16 protein-coding genes are annotated in these 17234 nt (G+C 53.0%); 2 read left to right on the plus strand and 14 right to left on the minus strand.

The features are described from left to right. Window positions 1-76: 76 nt before the first annotated feature. From EZV72_RS18750 to EZV72_RS17135, 8 genes are all read right to left on the minus strand, one after another. On the minus strand, window positions 77-1159 hold the full coding sequence (locus tag EZV72_RS18750) for a methyl-accepting chemotaxis protein (RefSeq protein ID WP_137168372.1): 1083 nt from the start codon (window positions 1157-1159) through the stop codon (window positions 77-79). 159 nt (window positions 1160-1318) lie between these two features. Beyond that, a complete protein-coding gene (locus EZV72_RS17105; RefSeq protein WP_137168373.1) occupies window positions 1319-2872 on the minus strand; it encodes an ATP-binding cassette domain-containing protein in 1554 nt (517 codons plus the stop codon). Next, entirely contained in the window at window positions 2844-4439 is a 1596-nt protein-coding gene (locus EZV72_RS17110) for an ATP-binding cassette domain-containing protein (protein WP_175405155.1), read from the minus strand. Before EZV72_RS17110 ends, EZV72_RS17105 begins: the two co-directional genes overlap by 29 nt. A 4-nt stretch (window positions 4440-4443) precedes the next feature. Then, complete coding sequence (cydX, locus tag EZV72_RS17115) at window positions 4444-4557, minus strand: cytochrome bd-I oxidase subunit CydX (protein WP_137168375.1); 114 nt, start codon at window positions 4555-4557, stop codon at window positions 4444-4446. A gap of 8 nt (window positions 4558-4565) precedes the next feature. Then, window positions 4566-5702 carry a cytochrome d ubiquinol oxidase subunit II gene (gene cydB / locus EZV72_RS17120; RefSeq protein ID WP_137168376.1) on the minus strand — a complete coding sequence of 379 codons (1137 nt, stop codon included), beginning with the start codon at window positions 5700-5702 and terminating at the stop codon, window positions 4566-4568. Further along, window positions 5699-7273: a cytochrome ubiquinol oxidase subunit I gene (locus EZV72_RS17125; protein WP_137168377.1), complete on the minus strand. Its 1575-nt coding sequence runs from the start codon at window positions 7271-7273 to the stop codon at window positions 5699-5701. The genes cydB and EZV72_RS17125 overlap by 4 nt, the downstream gene beginning before the upstream one ends. Before the next feature lie 136 nt (window positions 7274-7409). After that, window positions 7410-8180: a sulfite exporter TauE/SafE family protein gene (locus EZV72_RS17130; protein ID WP_232364457.1), complete on the minus strand. Its 771-nt coding sequence runs from the start codon at window positions 8178-8180 to the stop codon at window positions 7410-7412. Further along, a complete protein-coding gene (locus EZV72_RS17135) occupies window positions 8167-8652 on the minus strand; it encodes an MliC family protein (RefSeq protein WP_175405156.1) in 486 nt (161 codons plus the stop codon). Before EZV72_RS17135 ends, EZV72_RS17130 begins: the two co-directional genes overlap by 14 nt. 296 nt (window positions 8653-8948) lie before the next feature. Here EZV72_RS17135 and EZV72_RS17140 point away from each other — a divergent pair, with 296 nt between their 5' ends. Further along, on the plus strand, window positions 8949-9350 hold the full coding sequence (locus EZV72_RS17140) for a VOC family protein (RefSeq protein WP_137168379.1): 402 nt from the start codon (window positions 8949-8951) through the stop codon (window positions 9348-9350). Here EZV72_RS17140 and EZV72_RS17145 read toward each other — a convergent pair. From EZV72_RS17145 to EZV72_RS18755, 4 genes are all read right to left on the minus strand, one after another. Continuing rightward, window positions 9347-10423 carry a DUF2955 domain-containing protein gene (locus tag EZV72_RS17145; protein WP_137168380.1) on the minus strand — a complete coding sequence of 359 codons (1077 nt, stop codon included), beginning with the start codon at window positions 10421-10423 and terminating at the stop codon, window positions 9347-9349. The two genes, EZV72_RS17140 and EZV72_RS17145, sit on opposite strands and share 4 nt — an antisense overlap. 59 nt (window positions 10424-10482) lie before the next feature. Next, window positions 10483-11550, minus strand: coding sequence for an HlyD family secretion protein (locus EZV72_RS17150; RefSeq protein WP_175405157.1), 1068 nt, complete (start codon window positions 11548-11550; stop codon window positions 10483-10485). Further along, complete coding sequence (locus tag EZV72_RS17155; protein WP_137168382.1) at window positions 11540-11983, minus strand: MarR family transcriptional regulator; 444 nt, start codon at window positions 11981-11983, stop codon at window positions 11540-11542. Before EZV72_RS17155 ends, EZV72_RS17150 begins: the two co-directional genes overlap by 11 nt. A 156-nt stretch (window positions 11984-12139) precedes the next feature. Further along, window positions 12140-13471 carry a methyl-accepting chemotaxis protein gene (locus tag EZV72_RS18755; protein ID WP_137168383.1) on the minus strand — a complete coding sequence of 444 codons (1332 nt, stop codon included), beginning with the start codon at window positions 13469-13471 and terminating at the stop codon, window positions 12140-12142. Between the two features lie 554 nt (window positions 13472-14025). On the opposite strand from EZV72_RS18755, the gene EZV72_RS17165 reads away from it, so the two are divergent. Further along, window positions 14026-15195, plus strand: a complete 1170-nt coding sequence (locus EZV72_RS17165; RefSeq protein WP_137168384.1) for an MFS transporter — start codon at window positions 14026-14028, stop codon at window positions 15193-15195. On the opposite strand, the gene EZV72_RS17170 is transcribed toward EZV72_RS17165, so the two are convergent. Together EZV72_RS17170 and EZV72_RS17175 are read right to left on the minus strand one after the other, a co-directional pair. Continuing rightward, entirely contained in the window at window positions 15192-15680 is a 489-nt protein-coding gene (locus tag EZV72_RS17170; RefSeq protein ID WP_137168385.1) for a hypothetical protein, read from the minus strand. The two genes, EZV72_RS17165 and EZV72_RS17170, sit on opposite strands and share 4 nt — an antisense overlap. Window positions 15681-15775: 95 nt before the next feature. Beyond that, the gene (locus tag EZV72_RS17175; RefSeq protein WP_175405158.1) at window positions 15776-17020 is read right to left on the minus strand and encodes a sensor domain-containing phosphodiesterase; all 1245 of its coding nucleotides are present in this window, start codon (window positions 17018-17020) and stop codon (window positions 15776-15778) included. Window positions 17021-17234 lie beyond the last annotated feature (214 nt).

The following is a 17234-nucleotide window of genomic DNA, read 5'->3' on the forward strand; positions in this document are numbered from 1 at the left end:
CCCATAGTTTCCTGTTGATGGGGAGACATCCCCGGTTACTATGAGCATAGAAGAAATGTGTGGAGTTGCCAGTTACTTACGCACCTAATCGGTCGAGCAGTTGCATAACTTCCTCGCTGGCGTTTTCCATTTCGCGTAAACGCTGCTGTACCAGTGCCTGATTTCCCTCACTGGCTGCAACCAGGGCTTCTTTACCGGCGGTGTGAACCTGGGCATGAGGACGATCAAGCCGGACAAAAGCATCTTTTTTCATCAGGTTACTGTCGCCGGGGTTACGGTACCACTGACCAAGCCGGCAGGCGGTATGATCAGCCAAATCACTGGCTCGCTGACTGGCTTTGCCGCACAGTACCGCATACACTTCACTTTTCCACACTACGTGATCCAGCTTTACAGTTTGCAAAAAGGTCTGCACCGACGCTTGTTCAATCGTACCTTTCATATTGCCGCAATGGGTGATCATCTGATCATAGCTGTTATTAAGCTCGTCAATCCCGCCGGCCAGATGGGTGTTGTTATCTTTTAATTCTGATACCGCACCCACCGCAGCCTTGGTTGACTGAATAATTCCCTGAACCAGCTCGGCCACTTCGCTGGCCGATTTATTTGTTTCATTGGCCAGCGCCCGGACCTCATCAGCCACCACGCTGAAACCCCGTCCGGCATCGCCGGCCCGGGCAGCCTCAATGGCCGCATTGAGCGCCAGCAGATTGGTCTGATCCGAAATGCTGGTGATCGTTGTTACAAATTTATTGATGCTGTCGGCCGTATCAGATAACCCGGCGATGCGCTCGCTCATCTGCCCCATACGCTCATTAAGCGCTTCCATATCATGACTGATCCCCTGCAGCGACTGGGCACTGTTACTGAACAGGGCATTAATGTCAGTCAGCGCACTGCTTTCAGCATTGATGGTTTGATAGGAATGCAACACCGTACTACGTATCCCCTCAACCTGCGCCAGCGAGTCCAGCATACAAAGTGTCAACTCACTGCCTGCGCCGGAAGATTGCGCTTCTTCAAGCGCATTCACCTTTAGCCGCTCCTGGTCCAGGGACAGCTCCAGAGCGTCAATTTTGGCCTGCATGGCGGCTTTATCCGCTTCCAGCCGGGCAATGTCGTGTTGCGTAGAATCTAGCCTTGATTTTAAGACAAGCATGCGAACCCTTTATTCTTTAAAAATTGGTGGAATTCTGACAGCTAAGTGCGGTGTAGGGTATTGGCCAAAAGTTCAACGCCCTGTGTTTGCCTTACCTGCCTAAGTGCACGTTATATCGGCACATTTTGCAGAAGGTTTAGGCAAAAACAGGCCATTGATTCAAATCGCCTGGCGGGTGTTCCCGGCCGGTGTTTCCAGCATGATGGTTCTGGCGACAGATAAATGTTCTGGCAGGCAATGCGTGGCAATAATTACCCGGCGGGTGGTCGCATAGGCATTGATAAGCGCAACCACGGCATTCACCGAGAAGCGATCCAGCCCTTCAAAAGGCTCATCCAGTAACACTGTCTGCGGCCGATGTAACAGGGCCCGGCCCAGCGCAATGCGCTTGCGCTCTCCTCCCGACAGCTCGCGTCCGCCTGCACCGAGCCATTCGTGCATGGTCAGGTAGCCCAGCCCCAGGCGGTGCAACAGCTCACTGATCTTAGCTTGATCTGTCGTCCTCCCTGCCGGGTTCAGGTTTTCCTGTAGCGTGGCCTGTAGCAGGCGGGCCTGCTGGTCAACATAATACCAGCCGGATAACAGCCCGGCTGGCAGCAGGCAACCCTCTGCTGTTTTGCTGCCCTGCCAGGACAGTTCACCGGCCAGCGCCTGTAACAAACTGGACTTACCGGCTCCGGAGGGCCCGGAGATGATCACGACGCCGGTAGCCGGCAACGTATCGGTCACCGGGGGGCACAGCCGCCCTTTGGCACTAAAACGGGTAAGCGTCACTGCCACAGGCTGAGTGCCTATCCCCGTTACCACAGGAACCGGCTCCACCTGTAAAGATTGCAGCGCGTGTCTGGCCTGAGAAAAGCGGGTCTGAAAAGTGGCCGCCGGGGAGGTTTTTCCCAGCCAGTCGGGCACCGCCAGCAACACCATCGGCACACAAATCGCCAGTGGGTTGGCCAGCACCGAGGTGTCAGCAAATCCAATCACCAGCGCCACCAGTACCAGCGCCAGCCCCTGCAGTAACCAGGTGCCCTGGCTTGCCAGAGTATGTAACCGGTCCTGTAACTGCCAGACGGGCTGCCTCGAGACCTGCTGATGCTGCGCGGATGTATACAGGTGCCACAGTGAGGCACTGCGAAAATAGCCGGTGCTGGCCGCCAGCCAGTCCTGCTCGGCGGTCACAAGACGGGCCGATAACACCAGGCTGCGCCAGACAAGATAGACGCTGAGTGTCAGCCAGCCCAGGCTCAGCACACCTATCGCGGCGCTACCGGGCAAGGCCACAGAGATGCTGACCAGCCACAAAACCGGTAACAGTAGCAGCGCATTAAGCAGGGGTGAGACACTGGCAATCCATACTGAAGCCAGCGTCTCGGTATGATTGGCCAGCGCATCGGCCAGTTGTGTGCTGTTATTTATCCGGCTGTCAGCCAGTTTCCGGAATAGTCGGTGGCGTAGTCTGGCAGTACGTTGTAACAGGTCATGATGCCCGGCCCACATGTGTGCATACCCAGAGCCGATTCGCAACAGCGCCAGCGCCCGGATCACCACCGCTGGCAGCATGTAGTTAAAGCTCACACTGGCCATGGCACAGGCGGCAATAAACCAGGCCGATACCACCAGAATAGCCAGTCCTGCCATGGCATGCAGCACACCCAGCAGCAGGGTTAGCCAGGGCGCTTTGCCTGCGTCAGCAAGTGGTGGTGTAAACCGTACCATCAGCGATGCTCCATTGTTGGTTGAACCAGCGTGCCGGGAGTGTTTTATGGGATACCCACAACACGGTTTTATTGTGGCACACCCGGTGCAGCAACTGGCTTATCGCGATATGTTGCTGTTCAGGTAAGTGGGCCGTAGGCTCATCAAGTAACCAGATATCAGCCTGACGCAGTAACAGACGGGCTATGGCCAGACGTTGTAATTCACCACCGGACAACTGGGCGAACTCGCCCAGTCGATAGTCCAGTGCGCCGTTTAATGCGCGTACCCGGGACGCCAGCTCAACCTGCTCCAACGCCTGCCATAACGCCTGGTCAGAATAATCCTGGCCCAGGCAAAGATTAGCCCGGATGGTTAGCGGTAATGTCACCGGCTGCTGACTTAACATCACCAGGCTGCCACGTAAACGGTGACTTGCCCTGCGCTGTCCGGCCAGTGCTTCGAGTAAGGCAGTTTTACCACAGCCCGACGGTCCGCTGATTTGAATCCAGCAATTAGGATGTACCGCCAGCCGTTCAGCACGTAGATGCGGTGTATGCAGCACAAAGTCAGATATCCGGTGATTATCCGCTGTTGTCGGCGTCTCCGCCTGTTCTGGCTTTACCAGCAGGCCGGAAAGCGCCTCGCGGGCTGACTCGGCCTGAGCTTTTTGATGATAAAAAGCGCCCATTTTTTTCATCTGGCTAAGCACGAGCGGCGCACACAATAAAATCCATAAACCGGAAAATAGCGTGACCGGCGGGCCAACCGAGACTTCTTCAAGCAAACTGAAACCGATAAATACGGCAATCAGGGCCACGGTCAGCGTGGCAAAAAAGTCCAGCACCGTATTGGATAAAAATGCCACCGACACCACTTTCATCGTGCGCTGGTTAAGTGCGCTACTGGCTTTTTCCAGCTGTTGCTGCTGATGCGCATGAGCCCGGGTGGCAGCCAGTAGCGGTAGCGCCTGTAACCGGTCGGTGAACAGACTGCCCAGACGATTAAGTGCCACAAGTTCTCGCTGATGCAGATAGGCGGCGCCCTTGCCCACAATAATCATAAACAGCGGCACCACCGGCAGGGTCAGCACCAGCATCAGCCCGATAAAATAATTCAGATAAAAAATCAGCCCCAGTGCAAACACCGGTACCCAGACTGCCAGACGCTGCTGTAGACAATAATCGCAGCGCCAGTCGGCCAGCGCGGGTACATGTTTTTGCCACAGGGTTTGCCAGTAATACACCGGGTGACGGCGCACCAGCGCTTGCTGCTGAGCAATCAGCTGACTGGCCAGACGCTGCTCCAGCAGACTACGCCATTGCCGGCGCAGCTGCGCGGTCAGCCGGATACTCAAGCCGTGTAAAAGCCAGTTTGCCACCAGCAAGCTCAGCAACGTCAAGAACAGCCAGCGCGGTGCTGGCCGCTCATCAATCAGCCAGCACTGCGCAATAGCGGCAAAGGCCCCGAAAGCTGCCATCATCAGTACATCCCGGATAATGCCTAACTCAACTATCCGTCTGTTGTCGGGCAATGTATCGGCACCCAGTTCAGTTTCAAGCCAGCGTTGCACAACATCCGCTCTCATTGTTTCAGGCCTCCGTATCCGGGCGGTCCATGTCTTCGGTCGACTCCAGCCACATCGCATTGATAATGCCAAATGCGCAGGCCAGCAACACGCCTAAAATCCAGGTGAAATACCACATAAAACCTCCTAATAAATGGCGTGGGATTGCGTCAAATCGCTGGCTTTAAGTCGTCCACGCATGACATAGAATCCATATGCGGTGTAACTCAGCACGATGGGAACAAAGACACAGGCTACGCCGAACATAATTTTTAAGGTCAGCAAGCTGGATGTGGCGTCCCACATCGTCAGGCTGGCATTAAGCATGGTGCTGCTGGGCATCAGAAACGGGAACATGGAGAAGCCCGCGGTCAGAATAATTCCGGTCAGCATCAGGCTACTGCTGACAAAGGCCCATCCCGCCCGGTTATGTCGGGAATACCACGCGCACAGCAGTCCACCGGCAATACCGATAAACGGCGCGGCCAGCATCCAGGGATGAGCAGCATAGTTATTCAGCCAGGCACCGCTTTGCGTGACCACGGTTTTATGCAGCGGATTGGACGTGGCCATCGTGTCAATGACCGAGGTCACTACATAACCATCAATTCCTGTAGCTACCCAGACGCCGGCTAGTACAAACAACGCCACGGTTACCAGCGACAATATCACCGATGTGGCGCGCGCCCGGGTATGTAAAAAACCGTCGGTTTTCATTTGCAGCCAGGCCGCGCCATGATTCAGAGTCATGGCCACCGACACCAGTCCGGTCAGCAGGGCAAAGGGAGTCAGTAACCCAAAGAAGCTGCCGGTATACGTGGCTTTTAAGGTGTCATCCAGCTCAAAAGGCACACCCAGCAATAAGTTGCCAAAGGCCACACCAAAAATCAGCGCTGGTATCAGGCCACCGGCAAACAGCGCCCAATCCCAGGCCTTTCGCCACTGCGTATTGGGTAACTTACTGCGATAATCAAACCCGATCGGGCGCATCCACAAGGCAATCAGAGTCAGTGCCAGCGCCAGGTAGAAGCCGGAAAAGGCAGTGGCATAGATCATTGGCCAGGCGGCAAAAATAGCGCCGCCGGCCGTAATAAACCAGACCTGGTTGCCGTCCCAGTGTGGCCCGATAGTATTTATCATAATGCGGCGCTCATCATCAGATTTGCCAATGATAGTGAGTAGTGCCCCCACCCCAAGGTCAAAGCCATCTGTTATGGCAAAGCCAATCAGCAGTACGCCCACTAGCGCCCACCAGATAACCCGTAACACTTCATAATCAATCATGCGTTGACTCCCTGCTTGGTCAGCCCGATGGTGGCATCCAGATCGGCTTCATCAGCCGGAGGCACGGGACCTTTGCGGGCGAATTTTTTCATCAGATAAAAAGCGACGATAAACATCACGGTATAAAAGGCGGTGTAGGCAACCAGTGTGATCACCACATCGCTTACCGCCAGATTAGACACAGACACGTGTACCGGCAGCACCTCGGCTATCGACCAGGGCTGACGACCAAATTCGGCCACAAACCAGCCGGCTTCACAGGCAACCCAGGGTAATGGCAACCCATACAGTGCCGCTTTCAGTAACCAGCGAGGCTGGGTAATTTGGTGTTTGGTGCTATACCAGAACGCTGAGGCAAACAGTACTAACATCAGTACGCCGCACAGCACCATCAAACGAAAACTCCAGAATAAAGGTGCTACCGGCGGAATGCTGTAATCCACGGCTTTGGCCAGAGCAGTGTCTGTGGGCGTGGTAATGTCGGTGGTATAAGGCTCAAGCAGCATGGCATAGCCCAAATCCTCTTTGTGCTGTTCAAACAGGGCTTGTTCTGTGGCACTGGCAGTGCCATTGCGCACCTTCTCCAGATTCTCATAAGCAATTACCCCGGACAGGATCCGTTCGCGATGCTGTGCTTTAAGATCCTTAATGCCCGTGACCTGCTCATCCAGAGACCGGGTCGCAATTAACCCCATCAGCCAGGGAATTTGCAGCGCATAGCGGGTTTGTTCCTGTTCATCATCCGGAATGCCAAACACCGTGAACGGGGCTGGCGCCGGGTGGGTATCATATTCGGCTTCAACCGCAGCCAGCTTTACCTGTTGTACCTCACCCAGTTCGTAACCGCTTTCGTCACCCAGCAAAATTACTGATAACACCGACGCCAGGCCAAAGGCTGAGGCAATGGCAAATGAGCGGCGGGCAAAAGCAATGTGTTTATGGTTAAGCAAGTAGTAGGCAGAAATCGCCAGTACAAACATGGCTCCGGTGGTATAGCCGGCCGACACTGTGTGCACAAACTTCACCTGCGCCACCGGATTGAAAATAACCTCAGCAAAGCTGGTCATCTCCATTCGCATGGACTGGAAATTAAACTCTGCACCCACCGGATATTGCATCCAGCCGTTGGCAATCAGAATCCACAACGCCGAAAAGTTAGAGCCCAGCGCCACCAGCCAGGTCGTCATTAAATGGCGGCCTCTGGACATTTTGTCCCAGCCAAAGAAGAACAGGCCGACGAAGGTGGACTCCAGAAAGAATGCCATCAGTCCTTCGATAGCCAGTGGCGCGCCAAAAATATCGCCCACGTAATGGGAATAGTAAGACCAGTTCATGCCAAACTGGAATTCCATGGTCAGGCCGGTGGCCACGCCAATGGCAAAATTAATCCCGAACAGCTTGCCCCAGAACTGGGTCATTTCTTTGTAGATCACCTTACCGGTCATCACATAGACCGACTCCATAATCGCCAGTAAGAAACTCAGACCCAGTGTCAGCGGAACAAAAATAAAGTGAAACATAGCAGTTAACGCAAACTGCCAGCGCGATAACTCAACCAGCGTATCGCTCATGGTGTGTCTCCTCAGTGCGTGAAGTATGGGCTGCCCGACAACAGGGCACCCTTGCTGCGAATTTCATCACACTGGGGAATGAACTAATTTGATCTACCGCAAATTAGCGATAGATAATTAAGGATAATGCTATTGATTAGAGGCTATGTGCAGCCATTGCCTGCCACAGCAGACGCAGTGCCAGCAGGGTCACCACTATTTTAAATGCCCGTATAAACCAGGCAGAAGATAACTGTCTGAGGAGCCGAAGTCCTATCCAGGTGCCAGCAGCACCGGTGACAATCATACTCAGTACCAGAGGAAGCCACTGCCAGAAAGCAAATCCAACCAGACTGAAAACCAATGCTTTTAAGGCATGCTGAAAGGTCATACAACTGGCAAAGGTGGCAGTGAGCTGAAGTTTGTCATAGCGATGACGTTGGGCAAAAGCAGCCACCAGTGGCCCGGTTGCCCCGACAAACATAGTTAAAACCGTGGTGAAAAAGCCGGCCAGAATATAACCGGGAGGGAGTGTACGGCGGGCTTTAGGTTTTGGCCCCCATACCATTATCAGAATAAAGACAGCCACCGTGCACTGAATAATATCCAGCGGCAGCTGTATGACTAAAAAGGAGGCCAGAACTGCCCCGGCGACAGCGCCAAGACTAAAATAACTGAACATAGGCCTGTCCAGATGCGAAAAGGTCAGCGCTGCCCGGTTAGCATTCGCCCCCAACTGTACCAATCCGTGCACCGGAATCAGAGCACTGACCGGCAGCACAGACGCCATCACCGCCAGTAACAAAACACCGCCACCGGCGCCGAGTGTAGCGGTCATCAGGGCGGTCAGCCCGGAAAGTACAATGAGCAGTAGCGCGCTTAACGGCGCAATGGTGCCACCTGCTGTCAGTAACTCAGATACCGACACGCTCGCATTCCTGGCGTCCCAGCCAGCCATCGACTGCAATGATGGCAGTATCACCCTTATCCCATAAAATATTATTATCTTCACCGTAACGGCTGCCACTGCCGGCCGGATTTAAAAAGAACATTTCGGTGGTGTCGAACACATAAACGGTTGCAGACGGAATTGGCGTATCATAAAAATGAGCTTTAAGCTTGGTGGCATAGCACTGATAGGTGGCCGAGGTACGCTGTTTAATCAGGTGGTTCTGCACTTCAAGATAGCTGATACGCCGTTTAGTTTTTTCTGCCACACACTGCGAAGGTGTCTGTTTATTGTTACAGGTATGCAGGGTTTCAATCCATTGTTGATGACGCTGACCGGCTCTGGCTGTAACATCTTCATCAATCCGCTGACGAACCCGATCCAGCTGCGCAAACCAGGGCGCCGTTGTTTGACTACACAGCCCATCATAAACAGGTTTACACGCAGACACCGCTGGCGCGCCTTCCGGCGCCCATTCAGGACGTGCGCCACAGGCCGCCAAAATAAGAACGCTACATACAATTAAACAAAATCGGCTAATCATCATCACTTAAAGCAGAATAAAAAGGCTTTTACCATACGCAAATCATGCCAAGATAGAAAGCTGTATAGAATTTATCCGTCATATTGCTGTTATACGGGCTCAGTACAATAATGTTCCACTATTATTTTGGTCCTCGCAGCAGCATTGTAGTAACGCCACGAAAGCTATACCCTGCCTCCATATTTTATTTTCAGGCCCATACTATGTCTTCTATTTGTGTACAGTCATTACTGCTACTGGTCAATGATACTGACGAAGCTATTGCCTATTTTGTCGACAAACTGGGGTTTGCCCTGCTGGCTAACGAAACCCGCCCGGATGGTGGTCGCTGGGTGCAGGTAGGCAGCGCCCACAAGCAGGGAGCAAAGCTAATTTTAAAACAGGCCAAAAACGGCGCCCAGCAGGCGCTGGTCGGTCAACAGGCCGCAGGTGGTGTATTGGGGATCTTCGAGGTCTCGGATTTTGACAGCACCTACCAGGCATGGCTGGCACAGGGCGTTACATTTTTAGAAGAGCCCCGCTACGAAAGCTACGGCTCTGTCGCTATTTTCAGTGACCTGTACGGCAATAAATGGGATCTCATCGGTCCGCCCCGCAGCGCTTAGGCATTGCGGGTCAGGGCAAATCGGTTAAGCAGTTTGTCCAGCCAGAATGCCATCAGCAGTAAAACCGTCAGCGCCACCACCACCGAGCTGAACCGGTACATGGCGCTATACAGCAAGTCTGAATTGGGCTGTAAATACTGGCCGAACAAAATGCCGGTGGTGGTCAGTGAACCAAAGCCCATTCCTGAGCCGGCGCGCTCTACCAGGTGCGCCCGGGCGGTGATGAGTACACACATAAACAGCGCAATCACCACCAGTGGCAGATACATAATGCTGTCGTACATCAGCACCTGTGTGCCAATTCCCAGCGCACAGCCAAACGCCACGCCTTTGGCCCGGTTAAAGGCGCTGGCCACCGTGCCCTGCAGGGTCATGGGGAACAGTACCAGTACGGTCGCTACCTGCGCTGACAACGAGTCTTTAAGATCCAGCACTTGAAAAGCGGCAAATGAGGCAGTGGCCAGAATCGCGCCCATCAGCATGCGATGATTGACCTGGGCGGTATTTAACGGCGGCGCTGCTGGCATCTGCACCGGCTCTTTGTCGGGGATCAGCCAGTACAACAGGGCGGCGCTGGCAATGGCACACAGTGCCCCTAAAAAGGTAGACATCACCAGGTCGGTCAGACTGGTACCGGTATAACTGGAAAAGTGCAGCATGACCGACAGTGACACCACGCCCATAGTCCACATCAAAAAGTTAGACGCCCTGGCCATAAACCGAAAGTGCAACGCAAATATAGCCATTACCGCCAGTGTCATGAGCACCGGAGAATGCGCAAAAAAGGTTTTCAGAACAAAAATTTCTACCACATTGATGGCCACACTGGCCAGAAACTGACAGGCAATGAGCATATTGAACATGGGCAACATACCCAGCAGCAAAATGGGAAATACCGTAAAGAACACCCCATAGGGCCAGTTCATGACCTTACATACTGTAAAGCCGATGCAGGCACCAAAGGCAATGCGCAGCAAGCGGCGGGCTTCCTGACCGGATAACTGGCCATGGGCCAGCTGTTCTGCCGATGGCTCCACCGGGGCAGGCCTGACGGGAACAAGTTTACGTAACATAATCACCTTTATACCGGGGGCGCAAAGCCCGTGCTTTACCGCCCCGATGCACAATCAGATTAATAAATATAATGCAGCAGACTGACCGCTTTCATTTGCAACCAGCCCAGCCAGTGCATAAAGCCATGTTTCTCAGACTCCAGCATAACGGTGGCTCTGGAACCGGTCACCAGATTAGCTGGCAGGCTCTGGTCACTGAGCTTCACATATACCCGGACCCGCTGTGCATCTCGCACCCAGCGGTCAGAGTCATCCGGGGTAGCCAGCTGGCCGTTAGCACTGATTTGCCCCTGCGACACGCCGTAGTCACGACTGACCAGCGACCCGGTAAATACCTGGCCGGGCATCGCATCAAACACCACCAGCGCTTCGGCCTGCTGGTCGATATGGGTCAGGCTTTTTTCCCTGAAATCCGCAGCAATACGTTCGTGCCCGGCTGTAACCAGCGATAGCAGCGACTGATTAGCCTGAGTCTGAATTCCTTTGTTTAACTGTAGGTTCGACACGATACCGTCTGCCGGCGCGCGAACTTTGGTGCGTGCCAGCGCCAGCTCAGCCAGACGCAACTGATTCTGTGCGATTTGCAAGCGCAGATTCTGCTGACCATCCTCGCCCAGTTTCACTTTCAAAGTACGTTTATTCTCGTTTGCCGCGGTCAGTTTTGCCGAGGCGGCATCCACTTTAGAGGCCATCTGATCCACTTCCTGATCACTGACCAGGTCTCGTCCGGCCAGTGATTTCAGCCGTTTATGTTCACGCTGCATCTCAGCCAGATTCACCTTCGCTTCGGTAATTGCAGCGTCTGCCTCCGCCAGCTGAGCACTTAATGTGTCGTTTTCCTGCTGCGCTTCTCGCAGGGCCAGGCGCGCTTTTTCCACTTCAAGTTCGTAGTCAGCCGGGTCAATGGTAAACAAAAGCTCGCCCTCACGAACATGCTGGTTATTTTGCACCGCCACCTGCGTGACCTCTCCGGACACCCGCGGTGCCACGGTAACTACCGGACGCTGCACCATCGAATGTGGTGTCATAGGGATCGACACATCGGCAAACATGATATAGCCAAATATCGCCAGAAAGAGCAGGCTCGCCCGTTTCATCCAGCGATTAAATAAAGCATCAGTTGTCATGGGTTCTCCGCAATTTGGTATTGGCATTATCCAGCACTTTTTCCAGTAACTGGCTAAACTGTTCACATTCCCTGTCGGTTAATCCTTCAAGCATTTCAGCTCTGCAATCGGCAGCGATAGCCTCCATGCGCTCCAGCATGGCCCGCCCCTGCTCGGTAAACCACAAGGTTTTCACCCGCGCATCCTCAGCGCAGGCTTTGCGCTGTACATAGCCACACTCCTGCAAACTGTTCACTGAGCGCTGTAAAGTAGGCTGTTCAATACCGATATTAGCCGCCAGTGCTTTTTGACTGCACCCCTCTCCTAACCGGTGCAGATGTAACATCGTCATCCAGCCGGACTGAGTCAGCCCCAGCTCTTTCATGGCATTGTCCACCACAATGCGCCAGCCATATGACGCACGGTTCAACAGCCAGCCAATCGTATTTTGCATAAACGTAGCCCGGTTAATTAGTTAGCAAGCTAAGTAAAATAGCATATACTTAGCTTGCTAAGCAATTTATCAGACTCGTGACGACGGGGGTTTGCGATTAACTACAGATATTATTCGGTGAAAAAAGCTGCCTGCAGAGCCACAGGCAGCATAAAACTAGAAGTGGTCTTGGTTACCCAGCTGTTCAGCAAACTGACCGACAGCGCCAACAACCTGCTGTGCACCCCGTTGAATTTCATCAATGACTTTACCGGCTTCACCGGCCAGCTCCATGCCCTGCTCGGCTTTGATTTTGCCTTCATTAACGCGGTTTACCGCATCGCGGGTCAGTGACTGGTTATTATTAACCACCGATACAATTTCTTCGGTGGCGGCAGTGGTGCGTGAAGCCAGTTGTCTGACTTCATCGGCCACCACGGCGAACCCGCGCCCCTGATCACCGGCCCGGGCTGCTTCAATGGCAGCATTCAGGGCCAGTAAGTTAGTTTGTTCGGCAATGCTGCTGATACTACTGATAATGGTAGCAATCTGCTGGGATTGCTCATCCAGCTCAGCGATACCTTTGGTCGCCTCAATCATCTTGTCAGATAACTCTGTCATCACCTGCACCATGCTGGTCATCACATCGTTTCCCTGCCGGGCTACCGCATCGGTCTGGGTGGACGTACTAAACGCAATTTCAGCGGCTTTAGAAATAGCCAGTTCACGCTCAACCTGCTCGGTAATGACGCTGGCAAATTTCACCACCTTGTAGAGCCGCCCGTAACCGTCATACACCGGATTATAGGAAGCCTCCAGCCATACGGTATTGCCCCGCGCATCGATACGCTCGAAACGGCCGGTCTTGAACTGGCCGTCTCGCAGTTGCTGCCAGAACTGCTCATATTCTGGCGATGATGCCTCTGCCGACGTACAGAACATGCGGTGATGCTTGCCCTGAATTTGCTCGAGCGTATAGCCCATGCCCGCCTGAAAAGGCTGATTAGCGGTAATAATGGTGCCATCGGGGTTAAATTCGATAACCGCAGTGGAGCGCTGTAAGGCGTCAACCAGATTTTCGTATTCACGGGACTGATTAATGGTGCGAGTCAGATCATTAGCATGCAGCGTAAAATAAAGCAGGTTACCGCTCAGGTCATTCACCGGCTGTAAAATGGCCCGTAGCCAGCCTTCGACGTTATCGGCTTTGGTCACCTGAAGCGCACCTGAAAAATGCTGCCGGTTATTCAAAGCCTGCGAGAGTTTATGATAATGCGCAGTATTCCGGGCCACCTGAGGTACTAAATCCAGAATATGGCGTCCCACCAGATCCGATACCCTGTAGCCCAGGTCCTGACAAAAATTGTCGTTGGCTTCAGCAATGCGGGCATCTTTATCCAGCGCACAAAACATCATTTCGGTATCCAGACTCTGACGAATCTGGGTCGCGGTATGCAACTCTTCCTTAAGCTGGGTGACATCCTTTTTTAACTGAGAATTAAAAAACATGGTGTATTTCCGGAACCTGAGTGTTCGCAATCAAGATTAAAACATATTCATATACTGTAAATTAGCAAGATGACATTTATAAGATAGACAATGGTCTATGCGCTGGTATGAAAGTTTGTACCATGCTGCGGGAAAATTATTCACATCGCTCCTGGTAACCATTCCCTCAGGCCTTCAATAGATCTGCACTAATTGATTTTAAAACAGAGAGTTATAAAAGGTACTCAGGGGTGGCACAAACCTCGCTTATTACTAATCAGGTAACAAAGGAAAATAAGTCTGGTGCGTCAGTTTATTTTCGATGTGTGTGGTTATCCTAGGTGATAGAACTTAACCTGTCCGTTTTGTTTGAAACCGATGCGCATCATGCTCATGCACGATGCGTAAACTGTCTTAATCAGGCAGTTAATCTCCCCTAAGGTCTCCCAAGGGCCTTACAATACCTCTGATTTTTCTCCCGCCTCTGGCGGGAGTTTTTTTATCTGGCCCACGGCCAGACTCCCGGACATGCTAGAATGCCGGATCTGACCTGAACGCTATTTCACAGCTAACTGATGATTTACGGACTTTTATTCTGCGCGCTGCTAGCCACCGCCATTGGCCAGAGTGTTTTTATCACCACGGTGCCGTCGCTGGGGCGCGAAGCCGGATTGAGTGAACTGGCGGTAGCAATACTCATGTCCAGCTCGGCACTGGTTTTTGCTGTGGGCACCAATATCTGGAGCCGGATTATCCGTCGCCGGGGCTTTAGAAACACGCTTTTGACCGGACTTGCCGGTTATACCCTGGGTACGCTGGCCTTCGCGCTGGTATGGTCGGCCGGGTTAGCCGGTTTACTCAGTAGCACAGCGTTATTGATCGCCCTGCTGACCACCCGCAGTCTGCAATCCTCTGTGATGTCAGCCACGCCGCCTGCCGCCGTAGGCTATGTCGTCGCCACCAGCACTCCCGAGACCCGGGCAGCGGCTATCAGTAAGGTCACCTCGGCGAATAATCTGGGCCAGATACTGGGCCCGCCATTTGCCGGAGCGCTGGTCGGTTTTGGGCTGCTCACACCCATGTACAGTGTACTCGGACTCACCATACTGGCCATGGCAATGGTGTGGTGGCGACTGCCCGAATATCAGCCAGCCTCGCCGCAGCCCCCTGCGGCCGGCCCCCCTGCCGACGTGGCGGTGCTAAAATCCAATACTGCCTGGCTGATTGGCGGATGCGCTATTGTCTTTGTGTGCATCGCCATGATGCAGCAGAGCCTGAGCTTTTTTATGATGGATGTACATCAGGCAAGTCCGGTTGAAGCCGCCCGGTTTACCGGGTTCGCCATGATGATAAGCGCCGTATTCTCGCTACTGGTGCAGTTTACTGTGGTACAACGGCGCTGGCTGTCTCCGCCAACGCTGATCTGGCTGGCCTTTGTGTGCCTGAGCATCGCGTACTGGATGCTGTACCTGCACCACAGTATGTCACTGCTGTATACCGCGATGGTATTTTTGGGTGTGGGGATGGGAATGGGTTATCCGGCGCTCGCCGCGGTGGCCACCACCCGCTGTGCACCAGAAAGGCAGACTCAGGTGACCGGCCTGCTGACCGCCACCCCGGCAATGGGCTATATTGTCGGGCCGCCACTGTCAGCGGTGCTGTATGCCCAGCAAATGAATTTGCCCTTTGCGCTGGCAGGCTGTCTGACCATATTGCTCGCGGGGATTATGTACTGGCAGCGCTAATGTCGCTGCCGGGCATACAGAAACGAAAAAAACCAGCGCTTGGTCAGCTTCATGTCAAACGCAATTTGTGGTCTGACGCCACTTTCAACCTCATGGGTAACTTTTTCATAGCTGTGTTGGCGGCGCTGGTACCGAGCCGGAGTGGCCAGATTATAGCGATACATAAAGCGCTCTTTTATGTCGCCCTGGCGGCTATCGTAGACCGGCATCGCCAAATTGCAGCGCCCGGCTTCGTCGGTATAGCGGATGGACTCAACATCCACGGTCTGAGCCAGCTCCAGTACTGCTTCACTTTTTTCAGTGGCCGAAGATATAGTCAGCTTATCCTGTCCGCTCTGCCGGCCGACTTCACAGGCCACCGCCGCAATCATGGCGAAAGTAGCCCGATTATCTTTGAAATTATCCTGCATAAAGGCATAGTCCGGCTGTTTACTGCAGGCATTGAGCAGCAATAGCGAAACAATACATAGAAAAAACTGGCGCATATTACAACACTGTTGACGAGTCCCTGTGGGGATATTGTGCCAAAGACCTGTACTGATTACCAATCCACCTTGCCAAGGAGAGGCCTCAATCAGAGTTAGTGTTCACATACGGTGTCAGGCAGACTTTCAAAGGCGACTGGTCGGGAGAAGTACCAGCCCTGAAAAAAGGTCACACCCAGTTTTTGCAGCGCTCGGTATTCATCCAGGGTTTCGACCCCTTCAGCCACCACTTCGCAGTTAAAACTACGGGCAAAAGCCAGTAGCCCGGTGACCAGGGCCTGGCGTTTCGGATCTTCGTGAATCTGCGCCGCCAGACTCAGATCCAGCTTAATCACATCCGGTTCGATTTCCAGTATATGTTTTAAGCTGGCAAAGCCAGCACCCACATCATCAATACAGATCTTGAAGCCCTGTTTAACCAGTGGCTCCAGGTGAGTACGAAATTGCTCATAATCTTTTATCCGGACATGTTCAGTCAGCTCAATTCTGACCTGCTGGCTGTTGACGTGTTGAAGCAGTTCGGGCAATAAACCACTTTCCATCATGCGCGGGCTGACATTAATCGAGGTGTTCAGTTTTACGCCACTGGCATTGGCCAGCGCCAGGCATTCCACCACCCGGTTAATAATAGCACTTTCAATTTCCAGCCCCAGACCACATTCATCTGCATCGCTTATCCATTCATTTGGCGGACGGTAAGGCTCTGTATTAAATCGTGCCAGCACCTCGTAATATTCGTAGGAATGACTTTCCTTACCAAAGATCGGCTGAAATACCACCTCAATTTTTTTATCATCAATCACCGACTGCACTTGTTTGGTCAGCATGTCTATCCGGTGGCGCTGCACACAGCGCTTAGCCAGAATTTTACCGATGTAGGCGGCAATAGTACTTAAAAATTCGATGTCCCGCTCGCTGACATCACCTTGTGGCTGATTATCAAAACAACACAGCGTGCCGTAGATTTCGCCGTCCCCCATCACGATAGGTACACCCACATAAGCCCCGATAGACAGCGCTCTGGTCACAGCCATTTCACCGGTCACCGGATGTTGCTGACAGTCGGCAATAACATTGGGCAGTTTCCCGCCAACAATTTTGAAGCAGTATGACTCGTCAAGCGGGTTGGCATCGCCGGCTTTCAGATCGCACCAGCTTGCATGTGCGCTTTTATCAACCAGTTCGACCACCCGCTCGGTACCGGTGAACCGTGAGGTAAACGCAACCTGCATGCCCAGGTAACGACGCACCGCACCCAGCAGCATTGAAAATTCTGCCAGTTCCGGAAGCTCCTGCACCGCGCGTTCAACAGAAAAATGGTCGTTATCATGTAAAGTCATAAAAACTGCTCTGTATGTGGCCTGACCCGTCAGGCTGACACTTTTATTATAATAGCACTGAATCAACAACACGCCGGTCCGGCTGGTCCTGTGGCAGTAATCTGATCCGTTTATCATTAAGTCTAATAGTGCCCTTTTTCCCAATTTTTTTAGGTATTTCATTCCATACTTTTTATTAACACTTATGCAGCAATACCACGTATTTAGCGCTATT

This window comes from Salinimonas lutimaris, assembly GCF_005222225.1.
In the GTDB taxonomy this organism is placed as follows: domain Bacteria; phylum Pseudomonadota; class Gammaproteobacteria; order Enterobacterales; family Alteromonadaceae; genus Alteromonas; species Alteromonas lutimaris.

Bases quoted from the DNA above. Each gene is read 5' to 3' on its own strand.
- EZV72_RS17155 (WP_137168382.1), bottom strand. From the start codon at position 11,983: ATGCAAAATACGATTGGCTGGCTGTTGAACCGTGCGTCATATGGCTGG.
- EZV72_RS17140 (WP_137168379.1), top strand. From the start codon at position 8,949: ATGTCTTCTATTTGTGTACAGTCATTACTGCTACTGGTCAATGATACT.
- EZV72_RS17110 (WP_175405155.1), bottom strand. From the start codon at position 4,439: ATGAGAGCGGATGTTGTGCAACGCTGGCTTGAAACTGAACTGGGTGCC.
- EZV72_RS17125 (WP_137168377.1), bottom strand. From the start codon at position 7,273: ATGAGCGATACGCTGGTTGAGTTATCGCGCTGGCAGTTTGCGTTAACT.
- cydB (WP_137168376.1), bottom strand. From the start codon at position 5,702: ATGATTGATTATGAAGTGTTACGGGTTATCTGGTGGGCGCTAGTGGGC.
- EZV72_RS17170 (WP_137168385.1), bottom strand. From the start codon at position 15,680: ATGCGCCAGTTTTTTCTATGTATTGTTTCGCTATTGCTGCTCAATGCC.
- EZV72_RS17175 (WP_175405158.1), bottom strand. From the start codon at position 17,020: ATGACTTTACATGATAACGACCATTTTTCTGTTGAACGCGCGGTGCAG.
- EZV72_RS17165 (WP_137168384.1), top strand. From the start codon at position 14,026: ATGATTTACGGACTTTTATTCTGCGCGCTGCTAGCCACCGCCATTGGC.
- EZV72_RS18750 (WP_137168372.1), bottom strand. From the start codon at position 1,159: ATGCTTGTCTTAAAATCAAGGCTAGATTCTACGCAACACGACATTGCC.
- EZV72_RS17145 (WP_137168380.1), bottom strand. From the start codon at position 10,423: ATGTTACGTAAACTTGTTCCCGTCAGGCCTGCCCCGGTGGAGCCATCG.
- EZV72_RS18755 (WP_137168383.1), bottom strand. From the start codon at position 13,471: ATGTTTTTTAATTCTCAGTTAAAAAAGGATGTCACCCAGCTTAAGGAA.
- EZV72_RS17105 (WP_137168373.1), bottom strand. From the start codon at position 2,872: ATGGTACGGTTTACACCACCACTTGCTGACGCAGGCAAAGCGCCCTGG.
- cydX (WP_137168375.1), bottom strand. From the start codon at position 4,557: ATGTGGTATTTCACCTGGATTTTAGGCGTGTTGCTGGCCTGCGCATTT.
- EZV72_RS17150 (WP_175405157.1), bottom strand. From the start codon at position 11,550: ATGACAACTGATGCTTTATTTAATCGCTGGATGAAACGGGCGAGCCTG.